Genomic DNA, 25038 nt, shown 5'->3' on the forward strand with positions numbered 1-25038 from the left:
TCTCTTCCCTTCTAAATTACAGTATTTCAAATTGCTCCACTTCTCCTGTTTGCATATCTTTCATTTCATATCGTCCTGACTTCATTTCATTTTCTCCTAAAATGATCACTTTCCGGATATTTTCGCGGTTTGCCTTTTCCATTGCTTTCCGCAATTTCTTACCACTCAGTTCAACTTCTACACGATTTCCCTGCTGACGTAATTGCCATGCTAAACGCAGTGCTTCCTTTTGCGTATTTAATGGAATAATAAAAATATCCACCAACGCCTGATCTTCACTATTTTCTCTTTGCTCCATTGCTGTATAAATAACATCCAAACCAAATGAGATACCTACAGTCGAAAACTTTTCCTCTGAACCGATCAATCCTCCAATTGCATTATCGTAACGACCACCGCCTCCAATACTTGATTTAATTGCACCATCTTTTAAAAACAGCTCATAAATGGAACCTGTATATATCTCCAGACCTCGAGCTAAAAATGGGTTAAACACACAATTTTCACCAACATTTAAAACTTGTAAATAATCCTGAAGCTCGATTAATTCTTCATAGCCTTGTTTAATTAATTCATTCTCCTCTCGGTACTTCTCAAAATAGGCAATTGTCGGATTGGCATTTAAAAATTGCTTAATTAACTCAATCGTTGAAGGTGAAAGGTTCTGTTCTTCCAGTTCTTTCAGTAAAGTAACTTGGTCTATTTTCTCCATTTTGTCCAGTATGAGAATGACGCTATTTATTTTTAGTTGAGGGACTTTAAAGTATTGCAATAACCCTGCTAATAGCTTGCGATTATTGAATTGAATCAACATCTCAATATTTAGCTTGTTAAAAGCATCGATTGTCATCACCATCAGTTCAGCTTCTGCAGACTGTGACTCGATACCGACTACATCCACATCGCATTGAGTAAATTCTCTAAATCTCCCTGCTTTAATCGGTCCATCCCGAAAGACTTTTCCGATTTCATAGCGCTTAAATGGCATTGAAAGCTGTGGATTCATCGCAATTACTTTCGCAAAAGGTATCGTCAAATCATAACGAAGCGCTAAATCGCGTTCTCCTCGATCGGTTAATGTGTACATTTCCTTTAATATTTCAGCCCCGCCTGCATATTTGGAAGCCATTAACTCTGTATAGTTTAATATCGGCGTCTCCAATGGCTTACAACCGTACAACATAAACGTATCTTCTAAAGTGCGCCGAATGTTGCGTCTTACAACTTCCTGAGCCGGCAAGTAATCCTGTGTTCCTTTTACATTTTGATAGTCCATTTTTTTCATACGAATCCTCCTGTTTTTGAGAAATAAAAAAATCGTATAATGATAAAGCTCCAAAACGGCTTTATTATACGATTCAATGCGAAAAAGTCTTCCTATTCATTATTAAAAATTTAATAAAGATAGCAAGACTACTTAGTATGAAGATGTAATTGTGCAAACTGCTGTTGAGTATAAATGAACCCTTTCATAAAGTTTCCCCCTTTTTAATTACTACACTATACTGCATGCTTCCAGATTGTGTCAACTTAAGTTTCAGAATTTTCTTTTTATAGTTGGAGAAGTACTCATCTAATTTGAGATGTTCTAATATGACTTTCCGATTTTCTAATAACGCTTGGATCTTTTCTAATATCCCCAAGTTATCTTCTAATAAAATTTCGATTACCCATAATCTCCCAAAAATTATTAATTTTCTGCATAATTTTTTTATTTCATTTATTAAATGACAAGTATACGTTAAAATTGAAAATGTTGGAGGTCGAACCTCTACATAATGTATTTAAAGTAAAGGACTGATGAAATGAAAAGAAGATGGTTGTTTTTGATGAGTCTTCTCGTTGTAGTCGTGCTCTCTGCCTGCTCACAGAAGTCAGAGGAAGAGAAAAAGGAACGGGTGAAAATTGGGGTCATGCTGTCAGATGCAGGACTTGGTGATCAGTCGTTTTCAGATATTGCTTTTGAAGGTCTCGAAAAAGCACGCGATGAATTAAATATAACATTTGATTACCGTGAACTTGAATTTACCGGTACATATAAGCAAGGGCTGGAAGAGCTCGTTGAGGAAGGTCAGGATCTGATCATTGGAATCGGGTTTACGGTCCAGGAGGATATGGAGGCCGTTGCCGCTGCCAATCCGGACGAGCAGTTTTTATTAATCGATGCTGTGTCGGACTTGCCGAATGTTCATAACATAACATTTAAAGAAGATGAAGGTTCCTACTTACTCGGTGCACTCGCTGCGATGAAATCAGACAGCAATACAATCGGATTTATCGGTGGTGTTGAAAATGAGGTAATCGAACGTTTTGAAACCGGTTTTAAAGCAGGTGCCAAACAAGTAAATCCCGATACAGAAATGCTATCCGTTTATGCGGGGAATTTCGGTGATGATCAGCTTGGTGCCTCCATTGCACAGGATATGATTGAACAAGGCGCGGACTTTATTTATCCCGCTGCAGGCTTTACAGGTGTTGGCTCCATTTTAGCGGCACAGAAAGCCGGTGTATATGCATTCGGTGTGGACAGCGATCAGTTTTTCCTTGCAGAAGATACGATTGTTTCTTCCATGCTGAAACGGGTAGATACAGCTGTTTATCAGGCAATTAAAGAAGTTTCGGAAACGGGGACCCTTTCGGAAAAAGATAAAGTGCTTGGCATTAAAGAAAATGGTGTAAGTCTAGCACCAATCCGTGTCGTGAATTTAACTGCACAGGAACAAAAGCAAATTGAAAACCTACAGCAGGAGCTTGCGGACGGGCAACTGACGATTAAGTAGAAGAAAGGATCGTACAACAGTGAAATTAAAACAAAAAATATTAATATTGGCATTGTTTCCGCTAATATTAGCTGTCTGTATTATCGCTTATAATATTAGTCAGCTTATGAGCCTGAATGCATCAACGGAAGAAGTGGTGGATTCCTTGGTTGCTGTTGAGGAATTAAACAGCTCGGTACAAAGCCTGCAGAAATCATTGAGCGTCTATTCGATCAATGTGTCTGAAAACAACAAGTATAATATTGAAACAGATTTAGCACGAACAGAAAAAATTTACAATAGTCTGCAAAGCAGTTTTTCAACAGATCGCCAACGTCAGATTAGTGCACAATTTGAAGAAAAATTCACTAAAATTGCTGAAGCGACTACAGCTTCCCTACAGGAAACAAATGTGGCGGAAATTAAGCGCCAATCCCAGCGTACACGAGGAATTGTCAATGATGTAGTCGAGTTGAAACGTGATGTCAGTGCAAACTATACCGCAATGCAGCAAGAGCTTGGCAATAAAATTAATGCCATTACATGGATTTCCATTATTTCAGCGATCGCACTGATTATTATTAGCGTTGTATCGGCCCTGTATTTTACAAACAGAATTGTTGGCCGCATCAGTCGATTAACTGCAGGTGCAAAAGAAATTGCTGCAGGGAATTTAAATGTGCAGTTTGAGGATAAAGAGTCTGACGATGAAGTTGGCGAACTGCAGGTTTCATTCCGCCAAATGACCGGCAACTTAAAGGAAATCATTACACATGTATCGGACAGTTCAGATCAGGTTGCAGCATCTGCCGAGGAACTGATGGCCAGTGCCGATGAAACAATGCTTGGCACAGAACTGATTTCCACTTCCATTCAAAATGTATCGGATGCAGCGGACAAGCAAAAAGAAATGTCGAACGCCTCTGCCTCCTTTGCACAAAAAGTATTAGAAGAAGCTGAGGAAATTGCGAATCAGGCGAATCAGGCAACAACATTGTCTAATTCTACAAATGAAAAAATTGAAAAAGGTTCGGTATATGTTGAAAACACTGTATCCCAAATGAATCTCATTCAATCAACAGTCGATGAAACAGCTGATTCTTTAACACTTCTTGCTAGCCGTACGACTGAGATCGTCAATATACTAAAGCTTGTACAGGATATTTCCGATCAGACGAACCTGCTTGCCTTGAATGCTGCAATCGAAGCAGCGCGTGCGGGTGAAGCTGGTAAAGGCTTTGCCGTTGTCGCGGATGAAGTGAAAAAACTGTCCGAGCAGACGAAGCAGTCGGTATCCGATATTTCGCGAATTGCCGTTGAGATTGAAAATGATACGACGACAACCGTTGCATCTATTCAGCAAGTGAAGGATCGCGTCAATGCGGGGATCACAATTTCGTATGATACGAAGGCAACGTTTGACGAAATTCTGGCTATTATCGGTCAGGTACAAAACCAGGTAATCGAGATTACAGCTGTTTCTGATAGTATTCATTCGAAAATGGCAACTGTATCAGAGCAATCACTGCAAATGGCGGCAGTCTCCGAAACTACGGCCGATAATGCCGTGTCGGTTGCATCCGCTTCTGAAGAGCAGCTTGCCTCGATGTCAGAAGTAAATACCGCAGCAGGTTCCCTTGCCCATCTTGCCGAAGAGCTGCAAGGTATTGTGGCGAAGTTTAGAACTTAATTGTATGCCGAAATCCTTTTATAGGGTTTCGGTTTTTCTTATGGGGTTGGGTGGTTTTATTAGAAGTTTTCTTTTAATGGACTTCTGGTGCGAGATGTTTGCTTATGTACCGGTTTGCGGGATATGGTTTGCTATTTTATTAGAAGAGTTGCGCATGATATTAGAAGATTGCGATGGGTTATTAGAACACCGACAAAGTTTATTAGAAGTTTTCAATAAATGTGCATTTGGCTGAGGTAGTTTTCCTTGTTTTGCGGTTTGTGGTATACGGTTTGGTGTTTTATTAGAAGAGTTGCATCCGATATTAGTAGATTGCACCGTGATATTAGAACATTCACTGACTTTATTTGAACATCTCGGATACTTATTAGAACAACGGGCACTTATATTAGTACATCCAGCTTTTATTAAAACATTTTTCGCTATATTAGAACAACCCGGCAATATATTAGAAAATGCACCCCAGAAACTTAATTCCATACATTAAACTGGAATATGACGAAATATCCTACTTAAAACAATAGAAATATTACTTAATGCCAAAACTTTAATTTAAGACTAAATAAGTATTCCCTCTTTTCAAATGTAAGTCTTAAGTACTTTGAATTTAAACCGAAGTTATAGATATATTTTAACTATGAAATTCGGAGGTAAATAAATATGAATATTGGAAAGAAACTGTTCGGTAGCTTTGGTATCGTTATTGTAATTCTCATTTTTCTTTCAATTTTTTCTGTCATTAAAATGAATGAAATCGATAAGGATTATTCGTTCCTAATTGAAGATCGAGTATACAAAGTAACGGAACTATCGGAAATCCAAAATGCGACATCATTACAAGGGCTGTATATCCGCTCTTATGTTTTACGTCAGGATTCAGCTGATTTAGAAAACCTTACTACTCAAAGAGAAACAATTGCAGAAAAAATCGGTGAAATCGAAGGATTATTTAGAACTGCTGATATGCAGGAACAAATTAATACTTTAAAAGAAAATCAAGCTTTATATAATGACTATGTTTCTCAAGTTATTGACTATATTGATAACGATGAATTTGAAAAAGCTAATAATATGCTATTTGAATTTGCTGTACCTGCTAACCGCTCGATTCAGCAAACAATCAACAGCATTGTTGATGTCCAAAAGGAACAAATGCATACAACAAGCGATGAAACAACAGCAAGTGCAAAAATCAGTAAAGCACTCATGATTACCATTTCCGTTATTGGTATTTTACTGGCATCATGCTTAGCCATCTTTATTACACTCAACATTACTCGCCCTTTACACAGATTAACAAATGCGGCACATGTGATTGCAAACGGGGATTTACGAGAAGAAGATGTTCATGTGAAAACGAAAGATGAGATTGGCGAACTCGCGGCTGCCTTTAATGCCATGAAAGCCAGTCTCTCCAGCTTAATCAGTAATGTATCGTTGAACGTTTCAAGTACAACAGCTGCTTCAGAACAGCTGGCGAGCAGTACCGATGAAGTGTCGGCTGCTTCTGCTGACATTGCAAAACGTGTGGAAACCGTTGCTGAAAGCGGTAGTAACTCTGCAGCAATCGGTAATGATTGTGCTGTCGCTATGGATGAGACAGCTCAAGGTGTAAGCCGAATCGCTGAAGCCGCGCAAGTATTGAACTCTCATGCGATGGACATGCAGACAATTGCAGGAGAAGGTGGTCATACATTACAGACAGCCGAACAGCAAATGTCGGTTATTCAGCAATCTTCTTATGAAACAAAAGAAAAAATTAAACAGCTGAGCAGACAATCTGCCGAAATTGAGAACATTACAAAAGTGATTACGGATATTACAGATCAGACAAACTTGCTTGCTCTAAATGCAGCAATTGAAGCAGCCCGTGCAGGAGAACATGGGAAAGGGTTTGCCGTTGTCGCTGACGAAGTGCGCAAACTGGCAGAGCAATCGAAAAGCTCGGCATCACAAATTGCCGGCCTTACATCGACAATTCAAAAAGATACGAGAGAAGTTGAAGAAAGCGTCAATACAACAGCTCAAAATGTCGATCAAGGTGTTGTCTACTTACAAAATGCGCAAGTTTCGTTTAATCATATTGTCGGGTCGATTACAGAGATGACTGCTCAAATTCAGGAAGTTTCTGCATCGTCCGAACAAATTTCCGCAAGTACCGAGGAAGTTGCAGCGTCTATTGCTGAAATGGCTCATGCAGCTAACAGCGCTGCCGGTGAGATTGGCATTGTCCTATCAGCAGTTGAAGAACAAACTGCTACAATGCAGGAGATTAACGAGGTCGCCCAATCATTGAGTGAAGGCGCTGTCGGAGTTCAAGAACAAATCAATCTATTTAAAGTGTAGTAAACATAAAAAACGCAAAAGCTGCAAATCAGCTTTTGCGTTTCTTTGTATGATTGGATTCTACTAAACTTAATCCAACGTGTTAATCTGCTTGTACCATTTTAACTAGCACACTTGCCAATGCTTTCTTTTCATTTTCATCTGCTACTTTCCATAATTCTTGCAGCACTTTTTCTTCACTGTTTCGAGGTTCTTCGTTTTTAGCTAAATGATCCGCTACAAACTTGGCACCTTTTGCCAACATATCATCGCTCAAACCTAATCGTTCACCTTTAGCAAGCTGGTCGTTCAAATAACTTTTGAACGTTGAAAAACTTTCTAAAATCTGATCTTTTTTTTCAGGAGATAATTCTTCAAGTTTTTTGTTAATGTTATTCATTTCACTCATTTTGTAATTCCTCCTAGATTGTGTTTTGGCGTTCCCCTAACAATTACCCGCCTTATTTGTAATTAAACTTTATTTTAATAAAAGCTATTATTTTGAACTACCTAACGGTGATTGTCCGGTCTTTATCTATTTGTTTGTATTATTTTCGTTTTTTTCGATATGTTCCATAATTCGTTTATGACGACGGACATCCCGTTTCGTAATAGGAATGACTTCATGTCGGATCATTTTAAAGAAGGATACAATGAGTAAGAGCATGACGACAGTAAAAGGAAGGGCTGATATGAGGGAAGCTGTTTGCAATGCTTCGAGCCCGCCTGAAAACAATAGTACACTTGCAATCGCAGCGATTAATACACCCCATATTACTTTTAATCGATTATGAGGGTTCATTGTCCCTTTATCCGTCATACTTGCCATAATAAATGTAGCTGTATCTCCTGATGTAATAAGGAAAATAACAATTAAAACAATCCCTAAAATCGAGGCAATCGTTGTTAACGGAAGCTGTTCCAGCATAAGGAACAAGGCGACAGTCAGATCAGTATCAACTGCTTCGGCGATTGTAGTGCCTTTGTTCAAATCAAAGTAAAGTGCTGAACCGCCAAATACCGCAATCCAGAAACAAGAGATAACCGGCGGAATGATTAAAACGCCGACGATAAATTCACGGATTGTACGCCCTTTCGATACACGTGCTACGAACGATCCGACAAAAGGTGACCAGGCAATCGCCCACGCCCAATAGAAAATTGTCCAATCCTTCACCCACGTTCCCCCTGCATACGGCTGCAATCGTAGGCTATACTGTACGAAATTCGTAATATAATCACTGATTGCTAAAACGAAACTTTCCAATATGAAAACTGTAGGGCCTGTAACAAAAACAAATACTAGTAAAATCAAGGCCAAGTACATGTTTACATTGCTTAATATACGAATCCCCTTTTGCAGGCCGCTTATAGAAGATGCCATATATCCAATGAAAACTACACCTATAATTGCTAGCTGTACCCAAATTGAAATCGGTGTGTTAAAGACGGCATTTAAACCGCCGTTCGTTTGTAAAACACCTAATCCGATTGACGTGGCAACACCCATTACTGTAGCAATAACAGCCAATATATCAACTGTATTTTTAATGCCCTGATTTGTTCCTGTGACAGGCTCTAACGCTGTAGATATTAACAAATCTCTTTTTTTGTTGAACTGCATATAGGCCATAACTAACCCAATGATCGCAAATACGGACCATTGGCTAATCCCCCAGTGGAAAAAGGCATAGCCCATTGCGAGACGGGCAGCATCCGTTGTTTGTGCCTGGACATCGTTAAATGGTGTTTTAAAGTAATGACTCATCGGCTCGGCCACACCCCAGAAAACTAACCCAATTCCAAGGCCCCCTGCAAATAATAGTGCAATCCATGTATGGAATTTAAATTCCGGTTGTGCATCTTTTCCTCCTAAACGGATTTTCCCGTACTTGGAAATAGCCAGCACTAAAAGAAATACAATAATAATAAAAACGGAGAGCAAGTAAAACCAGCCAAAATAGTCGGTTGTCAAACCAAATAAATATGTAGCAACATTACTGAACGCTTTTGGTGCGATGCTTCCAAAAATAACACAGATTAATATAAATACTGCTGAAACTGTAAATACAGTATTCGAAAAATATTTCCCTTTCATATGTTCACCTCTTTAAATACATTGAAGAGAAATTACCCATATTATGCTATTTTTAAACATCATTACAAAGGCTGTTACTATTTTTATATAATTATTTCAGCTTTGCTCAGTGGATTCTTCGCTAAATTTTATTATTTGCCAAAATACCAAGCCGACGCATTCGTATAGAAGATTTTATCGCTAGCTTGTTCATCAAAAAGTTGCTGGATCAGCGTAATGTCCGCAATTTCAAATGGTCGTTTTGCCCGGGTCGATGGCAAGTCCGTCCCGAACATAAGTGCATCCGGGTTAATGCTGTAAATTTCCGGCAGTGATTTTTTTACATCTAATTCAACTCGGCCAAAACCGGTCGCTTTCACACGTACCCCTTTATCGACCAGCTTCAGTAAATGCGGCAGACCTTCTTCCGATAACCCTAGATGATCGATCGAAATAGCCGGTAATTTCCCAATCGTTGCAGCAATTTCAGGCAATTCCTTCGCATCGATATACAGCTCGCTATGCCAGCCGACCAATTCATGCACACGTCTCGCAAAATAATCGAGCTTGGATAAATCTTCCGAGCCACCGCGTTTAATGTTAAAACGCAATGCTCTCACACCATTTTTATGCAATGCTTCGATTTCTTCGTCTGACACTGTATACGGCAATTGTGTCACGCCGCAAAATGCCGGACCAAGCTGCTTTAGCGAATCAAGTAAATACGTTTGATCAAATCCTTGAAATGACCCTGAAACAATTGCCCCGCCTTGAACCGATAAATCTTTTGTTTCTTCGCTATATGCTGCAACGTCATAGCTTGGCGGCATATATCCCTGACTTTCGATAATCGGAAACTGATAATCGATAATATGAAAATGCGCATCAAAAATTCTCATTTCTCTTCTCCCCCTTTTGTTTTTACTATATATTTTTTGCCAACATATGTCTCATGATAGCGGGAAGTTTTATTAGAAGATTTAGTGTGGATATTTGAAAAGAGCAGCTGCTTATTAGAAGAGTCGAGTGGTTTATTTGCACATCTGACGGGGTTATTCGAACATTTGGCTATTTTATTAGAACTTCCGGTTTTTATTAGAACCTTTTTTGTGATATTAGAACAATTTAAGATTTATTAGAACACCTAGGAGGAACCTGGCAAACTCTATAAAAAAGACTGTAAGAAATTAACCCTACAGCCTCTTGTTCCTTCTCTATTTCATATACAAATCGACTAATTCATAGCATCGCTCTTTTGTTAACTGAGCTTGAGTGCTTACATATTGTAGTGTTTCCATTGATCCGCCTTTATATTGTAATGCGTCCTCTGTTGCCTTTTCATCGCGATATTCTACCCAGTCATGCTGCTCTACTCTTAATTTGCTCATGTCATCGGGTGACAGCTGGTTTTTTAGTTCAGCGTAGATTTCATTTAATAACTGATCCCATTTTGAATATACTTCACCCTGGGCTTCAGTTATTTCTACTTGTGTCCCTTGAGTGAAAATTTCGTCCAACTCTTTTACACTTTTTTCAACCTCTGCTAATTTAGCGTGGTATCTTTCGTTCAAGCTGACAGAAGAATCTTCGGATGACTTAGTTTCTCCTGGCGGGGGATTTCCTTCTTCATCACCATTAGCGGAATTTTGTTCAAAGTTCTCTCTAATACTTTTATTAATTTCCAGTTCGGCTTCTTCAATCATGTTCTCCAGCTCAGCTTTTAAATTAGGTTCCAATTCAGGATTTTCCAGCAGTGTATGTGCTTTTTCTAAAACGCCATCCCAATCAGCATGGCTTCTTGCTTCCTCTACTTCTTTAAATTCCAGAAGCTGTGCATGTAAATTTTTTGTTTCTTCGTCGATTTGGCTATCCCCTGAATTTTGCTCTATTAATATTAACGCTTTATCATATTCTTCATTTTCCAACGCTACAATGACTTTGTCTTTTAGTTGTTCCTCGCTTTCTGTACCGCAGCCAACTAACAATAAGCAAACGGTAAACATTCCTACTAATTTTTTCATGTTGTTTTCCTTCTCTCTGTTATATGCTGCTATTTAAGGGCAATTCAATACAAACTTCTGTACCTTTTCCATATGCGCTATTCACTTCAATTGTCCCGCCGTGCTTTAAAATAATTGTACGGGAAATTGCTAACCCGAGCCCGGCACCAACGGATTTCACATCGGCTTTATAAAAAGAATTCATAATATGCTGTAATTGTTCTTCCTTTATTCCCATTCCATCATCTCGAATCGTACAAATCGCCTTTCCGTTTAATACGTACTGCTTTATACTAATTTCGCTGTTATGAGGCGAAAACTTAATAGCATTTTCGAGTATATTCAATAATACTTGCCTGATTTTATCTTCATCGGCGTAAAGGCTAACTGGCGAAGTGTTAAGTTTCATGCTGATATTCTTTTCATTCGCTTTACTTTGCAACTGTAATGCCGCTTCTTCAATCAAAGTCGCATAGACAAACTTTGTCGGATGCAGCTCAATCCGGTTTGACTCATATCTTGAGAAGTTCAGAAGATCCTCCACTAACTTTATGAGGCGATCGGATTCACTGTTAATCATGCGTAAACCAAAGTTTACTTCTTTATCAGTTAACCCTTCCGGTGACTCCAACATTTCAGCCCATCCTTTTATTCCCGTTAGCGGTGTCCGAAGCTCATGGGAAATCGAGGAAATAAAATCATTTTTTAACGTGTCCGTTTTGACAATCTCATCCGCCATATAATTCAGTGTTTTTGACATTTCGCCTAATTCATCCGGAAAATCTTCTTTGATTCTCTTTTCAAATTGTCCTTTCGCCATTGTCTCTGTAAATTGAATGATTTCATTAAAAGGCTTCACAATGGACTGAGCAAGCTGAAGGGCTACAAGAAAGACAATTGCCGCAACTCCGATACAAAGTAAGATCCCGTATCCTACCAGTCTTTGAATGAGAAGATTTGTCTCTGTTAAGGATGTAGTATAACGAAGTACGCCTATCACTTCCCCATCCAGCAGCAGCGGGATATACGTAGCCAAAACTTTCTCGCCTGTCTTTTCAAGCTCTTCCTTTTCATAATAAGGACTATTGGACGAAAATAGATTCGGATCTACTTTATAGTTGGTGTCTTCATAAAAACCTGTAGAAGACTGGATCATTTCACCATCGTTATTTAACAGTTGCAGTTCGGCTCCTTCAAACTCATAGCTTTTTACAACAAAGTCACTGAAATCTTTTATTCTAGCGGAAGTAAGCTCGATTTCATTTGCCCATCTAGGATGTATCGCTTCCACATGTTGTTGAAACGTATTGGCGATTCCTTGGTAATAAAACTTTGTCATTGCACCCCAAAACACTGTCATCACAAGGGTTAACGTCAAAATAATGATAATCATGAAATAAAGAATGACTTTTCGTTTCATTCGTTAACCTTCCAAAGGTATCCCCGTCCCCATTCCGTACATAAATACATTGGGGAAGAGGGATCTTTTTCGATTTTCTGACGAATCCGTCTAATATTGACGTCCACTACTTTTAATTCACCTACATAATTTTCACCCCATACAGCATCCAATAACTCATCCCTTGTGAACAATTCGTTTGGATGCTCCATTAGAAAATGCAGGAGAGAAAATTCAGTAGGTGTAAGCTTCACTATTTCGTCGAAGCTGTAAAATTTCTTGTTTTTTAAATCCATTTTAAAGTCTTCGGAAATCAGCATATCGGTAATTTGGGATTCTGCCTGGTCAGCGACATTTATTCTCCGCATAAGCGAAAAAATTCTCACTTCCAGTTCCTTTAGACTAAAAGGTTTGCATAAATAATCATCAGCCCCTATAACAAGCCCATCTATTTTATCCTTCTCTTGTGTTTTGGCCGTAATCATGATGATGCCCACCTTTTGATTTACTTTCCTGATCTCTTGGCAGACTATAAATCCATCGATTCCCGGCAACATTAAATCGAGCAAAATAACATCAAAATTTCTATTTTGAAAAAACTCTATTGCTTGTTCGCCTGATTCGGCTTCCACTACATCATAGCCCTTCTTTCTCAAACTTAATGAGACAAAACTGCGAATGGATAATTCATCTTCAACAACTAGGATGTTTGTCATATTTGCCCTCGCTTAAAACTCGTATTGTTCCAAATGAAATGTTTCAACAGGAAAATCCAAGTGTTCTTCTATCGTAGTATAATAAACTGTCTCTTTTGTTTCTTTTAATATTTTATGGTCGGCATGATATGTTTCTTTATTCGCCCATTGCACTTCAAACAGCAGATCATTGTTTGCAATTGATATAATTTGGATGCATTTTTCTATCGTCTTAATGGTCACTTTTCCGTGCCATTTTTCCGGAATCTCTATATAAAAAGTATGTTCAAGGTTGGTAGCCCGTTCTGTTACTTTTTTAGAAGTGCCGTTGATGGAATATGTGACATAGCGCACTATGTATGGGATTTCAGTTGAACCTTCTTCTACCCATCCTTCTGGCAAATACGTTTCACCGACTTCAATTATGCCGTCTTCATTAAGATCTGTACTATATAGAGACAGCGATTTAAATGGGAGATCCCCTTGTTCACCGCCTACCTTTATTAGGGCTGAACCGTCAAAAGCAATAATTTCAGTAATCATGGAGTTCACACCAATTGCACTATCAATAAATAATGCGTGATTCCCATCATTTAAATTTCCGCTCTTCATCCGCTGATGAAATGCATAGCTGTTTAAAGGAACAGCAGATAGGGATACTAAATCTCCCAATTCATAGTGATATAATTCGGCGCTATACGATGCTCTTCTTTCACCGTCTATAAGCAGAAGTTCCAATCTTTCATCAGCATTATAATCTGAAATATCAAGCCCTTCATAACTGCGTTCCACGGTCTTTTTCAAGCTACTGTCCTGCCATTCATAGATCATCAACTGCTTTTTTGTTTCAAACTCACTTTCTCCCAGCCCAACTACTACTTCCAATACACCATCTTTATTTAAGTCATGAAGGCCAAAATAATCGATTGTTTGCCCATTTGGTTCAATGTGCGTCGCTTCCCGCCATTCATTATCTTCTTCTTGTAAAACAACAACATGAACTTGCGATTTCTCTTGTGGATTTCTGTATAAGACAAATGCTTCTTGCTGTCCGTCATCATCCATATCCTCGATAAAAATGGACTGATTTTTATCACTTTGCACAGGTGTGACGAGTTCACTCGACGATGGTAACAATCCTTTCATCTGTTGTTCCAGATTTCTTTTTTGTTCGTCTTGCTGTTGTGGTGAAGTAATTAAATCGTTTGGGGATTTTACAAGGTCGCATCCCGAAAGCAATGTGATCATTAAAATCGTCACCCATCCAATGCCTCTTCTCATGTGCATACGCACCCCTAACTAATGCTTGCTTTGATCTTTTTCAAAACACTATAAATTGGAATAAGTTTATTATAAAGCCAACTCCTGTAGAAAGAGTTACAAAAAGGTTACAGTTCAGTTTGCTTATCACATACTTTCCCAAGTTTTTGAAAACTCCCCTCCCATATTTTACAAATCCCTCTTTAAGGCCATTACTATTAATTTATTTTTATTAAAAAAAGTCAAAAGAACCAGAGCGATTGGTCTAATTGAATCAAATTGTCCATCAATTGTTGACGAGTAATCGTTTAAAGCGTAGCATAGCCGTTACAACATATTGATAATGATTATCAATATCATTAGTTGGTTTGTTGATAATTGAAGATTTATTAAAGGAGGTTTCAGCCTATGTTGAATGGATTTACACCGTGGCCTGCTGATCGAGCTGAATTTTATCGGGAGACTGGTTGTTGGGTAGGTTTAACTTTCGGCCAGATGCTCGAAGACCGTGCTCGTCAATTTGCTGACAATGTGGCAGTTATGGATGATAAACGATCACTTACATATGCACAACTTAATGAGCGTGTGGACCAGTTGGCAACCGGTCTTTTACTGCTTGGGATTCAGAAAGAAGATCGTGTCGTTGTACAGCTTCCGAATGTGGTGGGTTATGTGGAAATTGTATTTGCCCTATTTAAGATTGGTGCACTGCCTGTCTTTTCACTCCCCTCTCACCGTTCTAATGAGATTCGCTACTTCTGCGAATTTGCGGAAGCGAAGGCTTATATCGTAATGGATCATTTTGGGGGCTTTGACTACCGAGGTCTTGCGCGAGAAGTTCAGCACACAGTTCATTCGCTGGAGCATGTCATCGTTCTTGGCGAGGCGCAGGAGTTTGTGTCATTTGATTCATTATTCAGTACACAATCTATCGAGTTCCCTGAAGTTAGAGGGAGCGAAGTAGCATTCTTGCAGCTATCTGGCGGGAGTACAGGAATTTCCAAGCTAATTCCAAGAACACATGATGAATATATGTACACGATCAGGCTGAGTGTTGAACAATGCCAGGTGACCGAACAGACGGTATTTTTGGTTGTGCTACCGGTTTCTCATAATTATCCGATGAGTTCTCCAGGTATATTGGGAGCCCTTTATGCTGGCGGTAAAATCGTTTTAAGTTCTTCACCTAGTTCGGATGTTGCATTCCCGCTTATTGAAAAGCATCGTGTGACAATGGTGCCGCTTGTTCCTTCCCTTGCGCTGCATTGGCTGGATATTAAGCCGAATCATACGGAGGATTTATCAAGCTTGGAAGTCATGCTTGTTGGCGGCTCAAAATTCAGTGCTGAAGCGGCGAAACGGGTGCGTCCTGTATTTGATTGTCAGCTGCAGCAAGTATTCGGGATGGCGGAAGGTTTGGTTAATTACACAAAATTGGATGACCCTGATGAAATCGTCATCCATACACAAGGTCGCCCGATGTCCCCTTATGATGAGGTGAAAATTGTCGACGATGAAGATCAGGAACTGCCTATTGGTGAGACAGGTCATCTGTTGACGCGTGGACCTTATACAATCCAAGGGTACTATAAAGCGCCTGAACATAATGAAAAAGCGTTCACAAAAGATGGTTTTTACCGGACTGGTGATATTGTCCGATGCACGAAAGATGGTTATTTAATCGTAGAAGGCCGAGCAAAAGATCAAATAAACCGCGGCGGGGAAAAAATCGCGGCGGAAGAAGTGGAAAATATGCTGCTTGCCCACCCTGCTGTCCATGATGCGGCAATTGTCGGGATGCCTGATTATTATATGGGTGAAAAAAGCTGTGCCTTCATTATTCTAAGAAATGCGGATGTAACGAAACGCCAGCTAAAGTCATTTTTGCGTGAACGTGGGCTGGCTACTTATAAAATTCCGGATGAAATCTTATTTGTAGAGCAATTTCCATTGACCCATCTAGGTAAAGTTTCGAAAAAGGATTTACGCCTTTTACTTGAACAGCAACTGCAACATTAAAATACTGAATATTAAGAAAAGAAGGTTGATAATATGGCAATTCAAACTGATTTTACAATGGAACAGCTGCGCGAACTTGTTGCTCAATATGTGACAGAACCGATTGATACGATTTCGGATGAAGATTATTTACTGGATGTCGGGATCGATTCTATCACGATGATGACAATTGTTGAAGAACTCCGTCAAAAAGGCTTTGCACTTACATTCATACAGCTTGCCGATGAGCCAACAATCTACGGGTGGCATCGTCTGATCAAACAATCGATGGCAGATTACGGAGGTTGAGTCGAATGACTGAATTACGTTTCCCTTTAACTGAAGCTGCCGCAGGGATTTGGTATGCCCACCATTTAACGGAAAGCCCTTTATACAATACAGCGGAGTACTTACATATTCAGGCTCCGATCGACTCCACCCTGCTGTTACAGGCAGTTGATGCCACAATCGAGAGCGCGGTTGGACTACATATCCAATGTTCGGAGGAAGAAGGCTCAATTTTCCAGACGATCCCTTCTTCGGTTCAATTTCATTCTCAACAGATTAGTTGTTCAATGGCTGAAGCGTTTCAACATATGCAGGAAGATGTCGGAACATTGCTTCATTTAGCAAAGGATAACTTTGTACGCGCCATTTTATTTTCTGTGTCTGCCGAAGAACATTTCCTTTATTTGCGCATTCACCATCTTGTCAGTGATGCGTATAGTTTCCGGTTACTGTTCCAGCAAATTTCCGAGCGCTATTCGGCTATGCTTCATCATGAATCATTTACAAAGCAGTTTGGTGACTATATTCAGATGGTCGAGCAGGAAGTACAGTACAGAACTTCCGATAAGGCAACGGCGGACGCTGCCTACTGGTTATCCAAAATGCAAGGAACCGAAGTCATTTCGCTCAGCAAGAAAAAGAGTGGTCGTATGGGACAGATTATTTTGTACCCCTCTTCCCTTTCTGCCGCTACATGGGCGAAATTAGAAACATACAGTAAGCAGCTGCATGTCAACATACAGGAAGTCGTTACTGCAGCAGTTATTGCCTACACAAAACGGATGTCACAGGCAGAGGATGTGATTGTCGGCATTCCGTTGATGAACCGTTTTGGTCATAAGTCATTGTCCGTACCAAGTACACGAGTAAATGTTTTGCCTTTGCGTGCAACGTTCACGACTGAGGAAACTTTTGAACAGCTTTGTATAAACGTAAAAAGCTTCATGACGGAGATGAAGCAGCATCAGTTGTACCGTCAAGAACAGCTGCGCCGTGATTTGCGGCTGACATCCGATGACCAGCTGTATGGTCCGGAAATTAATTTCATGCCGTTCTATGAAAACTATCTGTTCGGAAATGTCGAGGTGGAGCACAAAAAAGTTGTGACAGGGCCTGTTGAAGATATTTCATTTAATTTCTACAGTACGCCGTATGGAATGCAGTTTGATCTTGTAGCCAATTCGGATCTTTATGAACAGACAGAAGTGGAACGTCATGCAGCACGTTTCCTACAATTGCTTGAGTTATTGGTAGATCAAGCAAAAACACCGCTGTTCAACTTGCCAATGCTATTGCAAGAAGAAGCGGCCCTTTTTAAAGCAAAACAAGGCCCTGTCAGTGAGCTGAAAAATGCCACTGTGTATGAATTGTTCAAAAAACAGATGGAAAATATGCCTGGTGCGACCGCTGTTCAGATGAATGATACATCTATTTCCTACGCAGAACTGGATCTGCTTGTTGGTCGGATTGCGCATCAGCTGAAAGCGCATGACATTGGGCTCGAAGACTTTGTCGGAATTTGCATGGACCGTTCGATTGAAATGGTCGCAGCGATGCTTGCCTGCTTCAAGGTAGGTGCTGCCTATATTCCGATGGACCCTACTTATCCGACAGAACGACTGCTTTATATGATCGAGGATGCTCGTCCAAAAATTGTGCTCGTTAACAGTGAAGTTTCGTTTAATGAAGAAGGAACTCCCATTGTGCCGTTACAGCCTTCCAAGCAAATTTACGAACCGATTGCCCCTTGTATCGGACAAACAGCTTATATGATTTATACGTCTGGATCTACCGGAAATCCAAAAGGTGTCGTTGTTGAAATGCCAAGCTTGGTTAACTTTTTACAAGCGATGCAGCATCAATTTACATTATCTGAAAAGGACAATTTACTGGCGATTACAACGATTTCTTTTGATATTTCGGCATTGGAGCTTTATTTACCGTTGCTGTACGGGGCATCGATTCATCTGGCGACAAAAGAACAAGTACAAGATCCGGTTGTGATGCAGTCGCTGATCCAGCAGCAAAACATTTCCATCATGCAGGCAACACCGACTGTTTGGCAGATGATGGTACAGTACGCGAAAGATGCACTGAACGGACTAACTGTACTTGTCGGTGGTGAAGCACTTTCAAAAAGTCTTGCCCTCGCATTACTGGAAGCAGGCGCAACCGTTCACAATATGTATGGACCGACCGAAACAACAATCTGGTCAACTTACACGGAAATTCGCCCGCAAGATGCCCCTTCATTAGGTACTGCAATCGACCGGACAGACATTTATGTGCTCGATGCCATGCTTCAGCCCGTTCCGATTGGTGTCGTTGGTGAATTGTATATTGCTGGTGACGGATTGGCCCGCTGTTATCATAATCGTCCATCCCTAACAGCTGAGCGTTTTGTTGCACATCCATTTACTGCAGGGAAACGCATATACCGGACAGGCGATTTAGTTGTGTGGCAGGAGGATGGCAGCCTTCATTATGTTAGCCGTGCCGACCATCAAGTAAAAATTCGCGGTTTCCGCATTGAATTGGGCGAAATCGAAAATGCGCTTGAAGAAATGACTTCGATTGAACAAGCCGTTGTGATGATCCGTGAAGATCAGCCGGGTCATAAACAAATCGTTGCCTATGTTGTTGGGAATGAAACAGAGCAACAGTGCAGACTGCAGCTAGGAGAACGTTTGCCGGATTATATGATACCTGCTCATTTTGTTTTCATGGAAGCCTTCCCATTAACGAATAACGGTAAGGTTGACCGAAAGATGTTGCCGCAGCCTCATGTTTCGATTATTGAAAAAGCGAAACCGACAACACGTACTGAAGAAACGATATGCGCATTCTTTGAAGATATTTTGAATCTGCCATCAGTGGGAATCGATGAAAACTTCTTCCAGATAGGAGGGCATTCCCTGCTCGCAACCGAGCTGCTGTTGACATTACGGAAAACATTTGCAATTGATTTATCGATCTCTGTTATTTTCAATCGGCCTACTGTAAAAGAGCTGGCACAAGCAGTGGACAAAGCAAATAAAAAGACGCTCACTGTGATCGACAGACAGCAAGTTGAAAGAATCCCTTTATCGCATGCACAGCGCAGTTTATGGTTTATCCAGCAGCTGGAGGAATCAAGCGCTTCTTATAATATTCCACTTGTTTATACATCTGAACAGCAGATCGATGTATTAAAACTTATTAAATCAAATGGTAAAGTAGCAGAAAAACATGCTATTTTACGTACGATATATCCTGCAGTGGATGGAGTGCCCTATCAGCTGATCATTGATGATTCACCTAAAGTGCTGATTGAGGAAGTGAATCCAGAAGAAGTGCCGTCTCAAATCAATGCGTGCACACGCTATGCTTTTGATTTGAAACAGGAACCCGGCTTCCGTGTAACGCTCATTAATACGAACACATTGGTCGTTGTATTCCATCATATTAGTGCGGATGGCTGGTCACTTGCGACATTCACTGAAGATCTGCAGCTTGCCTATGATGGCCATGAGCTTGAGCCGTTAACGCTTCAATACCATGACTTTGCGGTTTGGCAGCAAACGCACGATGTTTATACAGATGACAACCTCGCTTATTGGACGGAAAAACTGAAGCATGTCCCGGATGAGATTGAGCTTGTCCGCGATGGGAAGCGTCAATTGCAGTCGAAACCAACAAGCGAAACATTAACGTTTACAATCGATTCCGCGCTTCACGGACAATTGCAGCAGCTTGCCAAAGATGAACAGGCAACTCTTTACATGGTGCTACAAAGCGGATTCTTAGCCCTCATGACAAAGCTCGGTGCAGGGGAAGATCTGATTCTCGGTAGTCCAATGGCGGGTCGTGATCAGGAAGAACTGCTGGCAAATGTCGGTATGTTCATCAATACGGTGGCGATACGGACGGATACTTCCGGGGACCCTCGTTTCACAAAATTACTGGAACGCGTAAAACAAACATCGATTGAGGCAATGGAGCACCAATATGTTCCTTTTGACCATATTGTCGAAGCATTAAAACCGACTCGTGTCCCGTCACAGCACCCGATCTTCCAGATTATGTTCGCCTTACAGAACACCCCCCAGCCATCACTTGTAATCGATGGCCAAAATGCCGACATTCAGCTGCATACAGTTGGGCAGCCGAAATTCGATTTGAGTATCGAGATGCGGGAGGTATATCTGGCCGAGCAGCCTAATGGAATCGAAGTACAGGTGGAATTCCGAACAGATTTATATGAAGCAAAAACAGTTGCCGCTCTAATGGAACGCTATGTAATCGTCCTGCAACAGGCGTTGCATAATCCGGCCATTTCAGAATTGAATGTGCTGTTGGAACAGGAACAAGAAAAAATCCTGCTTGACTGGAATCCGAAAGGTCATGTAAGCGATCAAAAAACGATTGCCGAACAATTTGAAGCGATTGTGGAAATGCATCCCGAACGAATTGCTGTCAGTGACGAAAACGAAGAGCTTACTTATACCGACTTGAACCGTAAAGCGAACCAGTTAGCGCATCTTTTACTGGAAAAAGGCGTTACATCCGAAACATTTGTCGCACTGTTAATGCCGCGTTCGACCGACATGATTGTCAGTATTTTAGCCGTTTTAAAAAACGGCGCTGCCTATGTGCCAATTGATCCGGTTTATCCGCAAGACCGTATTGACTATATTTTAAACGATTCAAACCCGAGCTGTTTAATCACTACAGAAGACTTGAAACCTACTGCAGAAGTGACGGAAGCTATGGAAGTGCTTGTAATGGAGGAGCTTTCGCTTACTTCATTCCCTGTTGAAAATACAAATCATAACTATCATCCAATGAATCCGGCTTATGTTATCTATACTTCCGGTTCAACAGGCCGACCAAAAGGTGTGGTTATTCCGAACCAAAATGTCATCCGCTTACTTGATGCAACAGATGAATGGTTTCATTTTAACGAAGAAGATCGCTGGTCGCTGTTCCATTCCTATGCCTTTGACTTTTCCGTATGGGAAATATGGGGTGCCCTGTTATATGGCGGTGAGCTCGTAATCATACCGTACAATGTCAGCCGCTCGCCCATCGACTTATTGGCATTACTTGCAGACAAGAAAATTACGGTGCTGAACCAGACACCATCTGCCTTCTATCAGCTCATGACCGTAGATAAAGAGCATCCCGAACTGTCCGAACAACTGGCACTTCGCTACATTGTGTTTGGCGGGGAGGCACTTAACCTGACGCGTTTACAGGAATGGTATGACCGACATCCGGCAGATGCCCCTACCCTTGTGAATATGTACGGCATTACCGAAACAACTGTCCATGTCAGCTACTTAAGCTTAAATGAAGAACTGAGCCAGTCACAGGCGAATAGTCTGATCGGCACGGCGATTCCTGATTTAAATATTTATGTCCTTGATGGGCAGTTAAAACCTGTTCCTCCCGGTGTTGTGGGCGAAATGTATGTTTCTGGAGAAGGCTTGGCACAAGGCTATTTAAACCGCGCTTCCTTAACGGCAGAACGTTTTATCGCCAACCCGTATGGAGCTCCGGGAAGCCGGATGTACCGTACAGGCGATCTGGCTCGCTGGACGAAAAACGGCGAACTGGACTATATCGGACGCATTGACCACCAAGTGAAAATACGTGGTTTCCGCATTGAGCTTGGCGAGATTGAACAAGTCCTTCTGAAACATCCGCAAATCTCACAGGCAGCTGTCATTGCGAGAGAGGATCGAAAAGAAGATGTCCGCTTGGCCGCCTACTATGTTCCGGAGCAAGGCATGGATGTAACCGAACAAATGTTGAAAGAATTCGTTTCCCGTTCGCTGCCGGCCTATATGGTTCCTTCAAGCTGTACTTGGCTGGAGCAGATGCCGCTTACCGCCAACGGAAAACTGGATACGAAGCAGCTCCCTGCTCCTGTCATTACATTGCAGGAACTTGTATTGCCGAAAACACCGCAGGAAACATTGCTTTGTGAACTGTTCTGCGAAGTACTGAATCTGCCACAGGTCGGCACAGAGGACAGCTTTTTCGAACTTGGCGGCCACTCGTTACTAGCCGTACATCTGATCGGACGCATTCGAGAGGCATTCGGGAAAGAGCTGGCAATCGGGCATTTGTTTGAAGCACCTACTATATCCGGACTCGCACATATTCTGCAAAAAGGAAAAGAATCACAGGCATTGAACACCGTACTGTCGTTACGCAGCGGGGAGCAACCGATTTTTGCTGTCCATCCTGCTGGTGGGTTAAGTTGGTGCTATGCAGGATTGCTAAAAAATCTGCCGCCGGAGTTTGCCCTATACGGCATTCAAGCAAAAGGGATTGCCGAAGACTGTGAACTTCCGGGTTCTTTAACTGAAATGGCGCTCGGCTATATTGAAGCCATCAAAGAAATTCAGCCAAAAGGACCTTATCGTCTACTCGGATGGTCACTTGGCGGAAATGTCGTACAGGAAATGGCTGTCCAGCTGGAACGCCAAGGAGAGGAACTGTCGCTTCTATGCATTATGGATGCCTACCCGTTCACATTCACCCCGCCAGTGAAGCTGACGGAAGAACAGGAGGCACTCGTGGCACTTCTTGCCCTAGCCGGGTATGAACCTGATATAGAAGATGAAGTGACACAGGAATATGTAATGGATGCTCTAAAAGCAGAGGGCAGCGCGATTGCAACATTAGATGAATCGACCTTTCTGCGCTTAAAAGAAGTTTATAAAAACTCGATTCAGTTACTGAAAAATCATCAGCAAGAAACGTATAATGGCGATGCTTTATTTTATAAATCTACACTTGTGCCAGATTGGATCCCGGACATTGATGTTACTTCGTGGAATCCGTATATCAAAGGAGAGCTTACACAGATTGATATTGCCTGTCGCCATAAAGATATGTGTCAGTCCATCCCATTGAATGAAGTCGGTCAAACATTAGTCAAGTACTTAGTAAAGGAGAAAAAAATGTATGTCTAACCCTTTTGAACAAGAAGATCGTGAATATTACGTTCTGCGAAATGCGGAAGAACAGCACTCTGTATGGCCAGCAGTCATTCCTGTCCCTGCCGGATGGGAGGTCGTATATGGCCCTGCGTTAAAACCATTATGCCAACTCTATATAGAAGAAAATTGGCTGGATATGAGACCTAAAAGTCTGCGTAGTGTTTTGGGATGAAAGCACAGCGAGCAGTCATCATCGCCCTCTATGTTGTGGCGATGTTCATGGTTTCAATCGACGGAACGATTGTCAATGTGCTACTTCCTACAATTGCCGTTGAATTCGGTGTAACGCCGGGGGCAACGAACGGCATTAATATCGGCTACCTTGTCAGCATCGCTGTTGCATTGCCTGCTGCCGGCTATTTAAGCAATCGGTACGGCGTAAAAAGAATGTATGTACTCTCTGTCAGTCTATTTACACTCGCCTCTCTTCTTTGCGGATGGGCGGGAAGCTTGCAGGCCCTTATTTTAGCGCGCGTGCTGCAGGGACTGGCAGGAGGAATCATTACACCCGTCAGCATGACACTGCTGTTTCGGACATTTTCTCCACCGGAAAGACAAAATCTGTCGCGTTCATTAGTATTGCCAATCGCCTTTGCACCGGCGATTGGCCCCTTAGTGGGCGGACTGTTTTCGGAGTATTTATCCTGGAACTGGGCGTTCTTCATTAATATTCCGTTTGGTATCATCATCGTCCTGATCGGACTTTTTGCCTTAACGGAATTTGAGATTTTTAAAGCACCGTTTGATACGAAAGGCTATATGCTCATTGCACTCGGGTTGCCGCTGTTAATGCTCACTCTGAGCCTTATTGCATCAGACGGTGTTTCCATTACGGTCGTCTTTTGTGCGATTGTCGGTGTATTTTTATTAAGGCGGTTTTATGTATATGAACGAAAAATAAAAGAGCCGCTGCTGGATGTGCGTCTGTATGAACAACCGCTTTTCCTTTCATCGAGTCTCGTCGCGATGTGTTCCATGGGCGCCTTGATGGGGATGCTGTATCTGTTCCCGCTCATGTATCAGTACGCGTACTCAGCTTCTGCTCTGGAAAGCTCACTCATTACGTTTACTGAGGCACTTGGACTGATGGTCGCATCCAGATTACTGCCTCGAACATCCAAGCATTTCGGCATGCTGTATACAGTACGTCTCGGTCTGATTGGTACAGTAATGATTTTCTGCTGTATCGCCATCCTTGGTCCTTCAGCAAATCCTTGGCTGTTACGCGGATTGATGTTTGCTGTTGGGATATGTTTAGGCCATAGTGTAATCGGTTCGCAACTTTCCGCCTTTCATCATGTAGCGAAAAGTCAGATGAGCAAGGCGACAACGCTATACAATATGCTTAACCGCGTTGGAGCAGCAGTAGGAATTGCACTTGTAGCGACGACATTAACCGTGTCTGGTCGTTACTTTTCAGAGATCCTCTCTTATCAGTACGCCCTCGTTGCTACGGTTGTTTTGCTTCTGGCAGGACTCGGCTGTTCTTTATTTGCGAAAGAACAGGAAACTATTCTAAAGGGAGAAAAAGCATGACAACCATTGCCTATTGCAA

The 25038-nt window shown here is 41.4% G+C and carries 16 protein-coding genes; 8 read left to right on the forward strand and 8 right to left on the reverse strand.

Annotated features, from left to right (window positions below):
* Positions 1 to 16: 16 nt before the first annotated feature.
* The gene (locus MHB58_RS15565) at positions 17 to 1285 is read right to left on the reverse strand and encodes a histidine--tRNA ligase (protein WP_340735526.1); all 1269 of its coding nucleotides are present in this window, start codon (positions 1283 to 1285) and stop codon (positions 17 to 19) included.
* 520 nt (positions 1286 to 1805) lie between these two features.
* Here MHB58_RS15565 and MHB58_RS15570 point away from each other — a divergent pair.
* From MHB58_RS15570 to MHB58_RS15580, 3 genes are all read left to right on the forward strand, one after another.
* Positions 1806 to 2780: a BMP family lipoprotein gene (locus MHB58_RS15570; protein WP_041865698.1), complete on the forward strand. Its 975-nt coding sequence runs from the start codon at positions 1806 to 1808 to the stop codon at positions 2778 to 2780.
* Positions 2781 to 2799: 19 nt separating this feature from the next.
* Positions 2800 to 4449 carry a methyl-accepting chemotaxis protein gene (locus tag MHB58_RS15575; RefSeq protein WP_340735527.1) on the forward strand — a complete coding sequence of 550 codons (1650 nt, stop codon included), beginning with the start codon at positions 2800 to 2802 and terminating at the stop codon, positions 4447 to 4449.
* Positions 4450 to 5109: 660 nt separating this feature from the next.
* Positions 5110 to 6795 (forward strand): methyl-accepting chemotaxis protein, encoded by a 1686-nt coding sequence (locus MHB58_RS15580; protein WP_340735528.1) that lies wholly within the window; start codon positions 5110 to 5112, stop codon positions 6793 to 6795.
* Between the two features lie 82 nt (positions 6796 to 6877).
* On the opposite strand, the gene MHB58_RS15585 is transcribed toward MHB58_RS15580, so the two are convergent.
* The 7 genes from MHB58_RS15585 to MHB58_RS15615 form a co-directional block, all read right to left on the reverse strand.
* On the reverse strand, positions 6878 to 7183 hold the full coding sequence (locus MHB58_RS15585) for a DUF3243 domain-containing protein (protein ID WP_008406077.1): 306 nt from the start codon (positions 7181 to 7183) through the stop codon (positions 6878 to 6880).
* A gap of 126 nt (positions 7184 to 7309) precedes the next feature.
* Positions 7310 to 8872 carry a BCCT family transporter gene (locus tag MHB58_RS15590; RefSeq protein ID WP_340735529.1) on the reverse strand — a complete coding sequence of 521 codons (1563 nt, stop codon included), beginning with the start codon at positions 8870 to 8872 and terminating at the stop codon, positions 7310 to 7312.
* A 131-nt stretch (positions 8873 to 9003) separates the two neighbouring features.
* Positions 9004 to 9750 (reverse strand): amidohydrolase family protein, encoded by a 747-nt coding sequence (locus tag MHB58_RS15595; RefSeq protein WP_340735530.1) that lies wholly within the window; start codon positions 9748 to 9750, stop codon positions 9004 to 9006.
* Between the two features lie 315 nt (positions 9751 to 10065).
* Positions 10066 to 10872, reverse strand: coding sequence for a lysozyme inhibitor LprI family protein (locus MHB58_RS15600; protein ID WP_340735531.1), 807 nt, complete (start codon positions 10870 to 10872; stop codon positions 10066 to 10068).
* 19 nt (positions 10873 to 10891) lie between these two features.
* A complete protein-coding gene (locus MHB58_RS15605; RefSeq protein WP_340735532.1) occupies positions 10892 to 12271 on the reverse strand; it encodes a sensor histidine kinase in 1380 nt (459 codons plus the stop codon).
* Positions 12268 to 12966: a response regulator transcription factor gene (locus MHB58_RS15610; protein WP_340735533.1), complete on the reverse strand. Its 699-nt coding sequence runs from the start codon at positions 12964 to 12966 to the stop codon at positions 12268 to 12270. The genes MHB58_RS15605 and MHB58_RS15610 overlap by 4 nt, the downstream gene beginning before the upstream one ends.
* A gap of 12 nt (positions 12967 to 12978) precedes the next feature.
* Positions 12979 to 14226 (reverse strand): FG-GAP repeat domain-containing protein, encoded by a 1248-nt coding sequence (locus MHB58_RS15615; RefSeq protein ID WP_340735534.1) that lies wholly within the window; start codon positions 14224 to 14226, stop codon positions 12979 to 12981.
* A 387-nt stretch (positions 14227 to 14613) separates the two neighbouring features.
* Here MHB58_RS15615 and MHB58_RS15620 point away from each other — a divergent pair, with 387 nt between their 5' ends.
* The 5 genes from MHB58_RS15620 to MHB58_RS15640 are packed head-to-tail and all read left to right on the forward strand — an operon-like array spanning position 14614 to position 25019.
* Positions 14614 to 16224: a (2,3-dihydroxybenzoyl)adenylate synthase gene (locus tag MHB58_RS15620; protein ID WP_340735535.1), complete on the forward strand. Its 1611-nt coding sequence runs from the start codon at positions 14614 to 14616 to the stop codon at positions 16222 to 16224.
* 33 nt (positions 16225 to 16257) lie between these two features.
* Entirely contained in the window at positions 16258 to 16512 is a 255-nt protein-coding gene (locus MHB58_RS15625; protein WP_340735536.1) for a phosphopantetheine-binding protein, read from the forward strand.
* Positions 16513 to 16517: 5 nt separating this feature from the next.
* The gene (locus MHB58_RS15630; RefSeq protein ID WP_340735537.1) at positions 16518 to 23456 is read left to right on the forward strand and encodes an amino acid adenylation domain-containing protein; all 6939 of its coding nucleotides are present in this window, start codon (positions 16518 to 16520) and stop codon (positions 23454 to 23456) included.
* Complete coding sequence (locus tag MHB58_RS15635; protein WP_014822957.1) at positions 23449 to 23655, forward strand: MbtH family protein; 207 nt, start codon at positions 23449 to 23451, stop codon at positions 23653 to 23655. The genes MHB58_RS15630 and MHB58_RS15635 overlap by 8 nt, the downstream gene beginning before the upstream one ends.
* Positions 23652 to 25019: a DHA2 family efflux MFS transporter permease subunit gene (locus MHB58_RS15640; protein ID WP_340735538.1), complete on the forward strand. Its 1368-nt coding sequence runs from the start codon at positions 23652 to 23654 to the stop codon at positions 25017 to 25019. The genes MHB58_RS15635 and MHB58_RS15640 overlap by 4 nt, the downstream gene beginning before the upstream one ends.
* Positions 25020 to 25038 lie beyond the last annotated feature (19 nt).

This window comes from Solibacillus sp. FSL K6-1554, from assembly GCF_038005185.1.
GTDB lineage: Bacteria > Bacillota > Bacilli > Bacillales_A > Planococcaceae > Solibacillus > Solibacillus silvestris.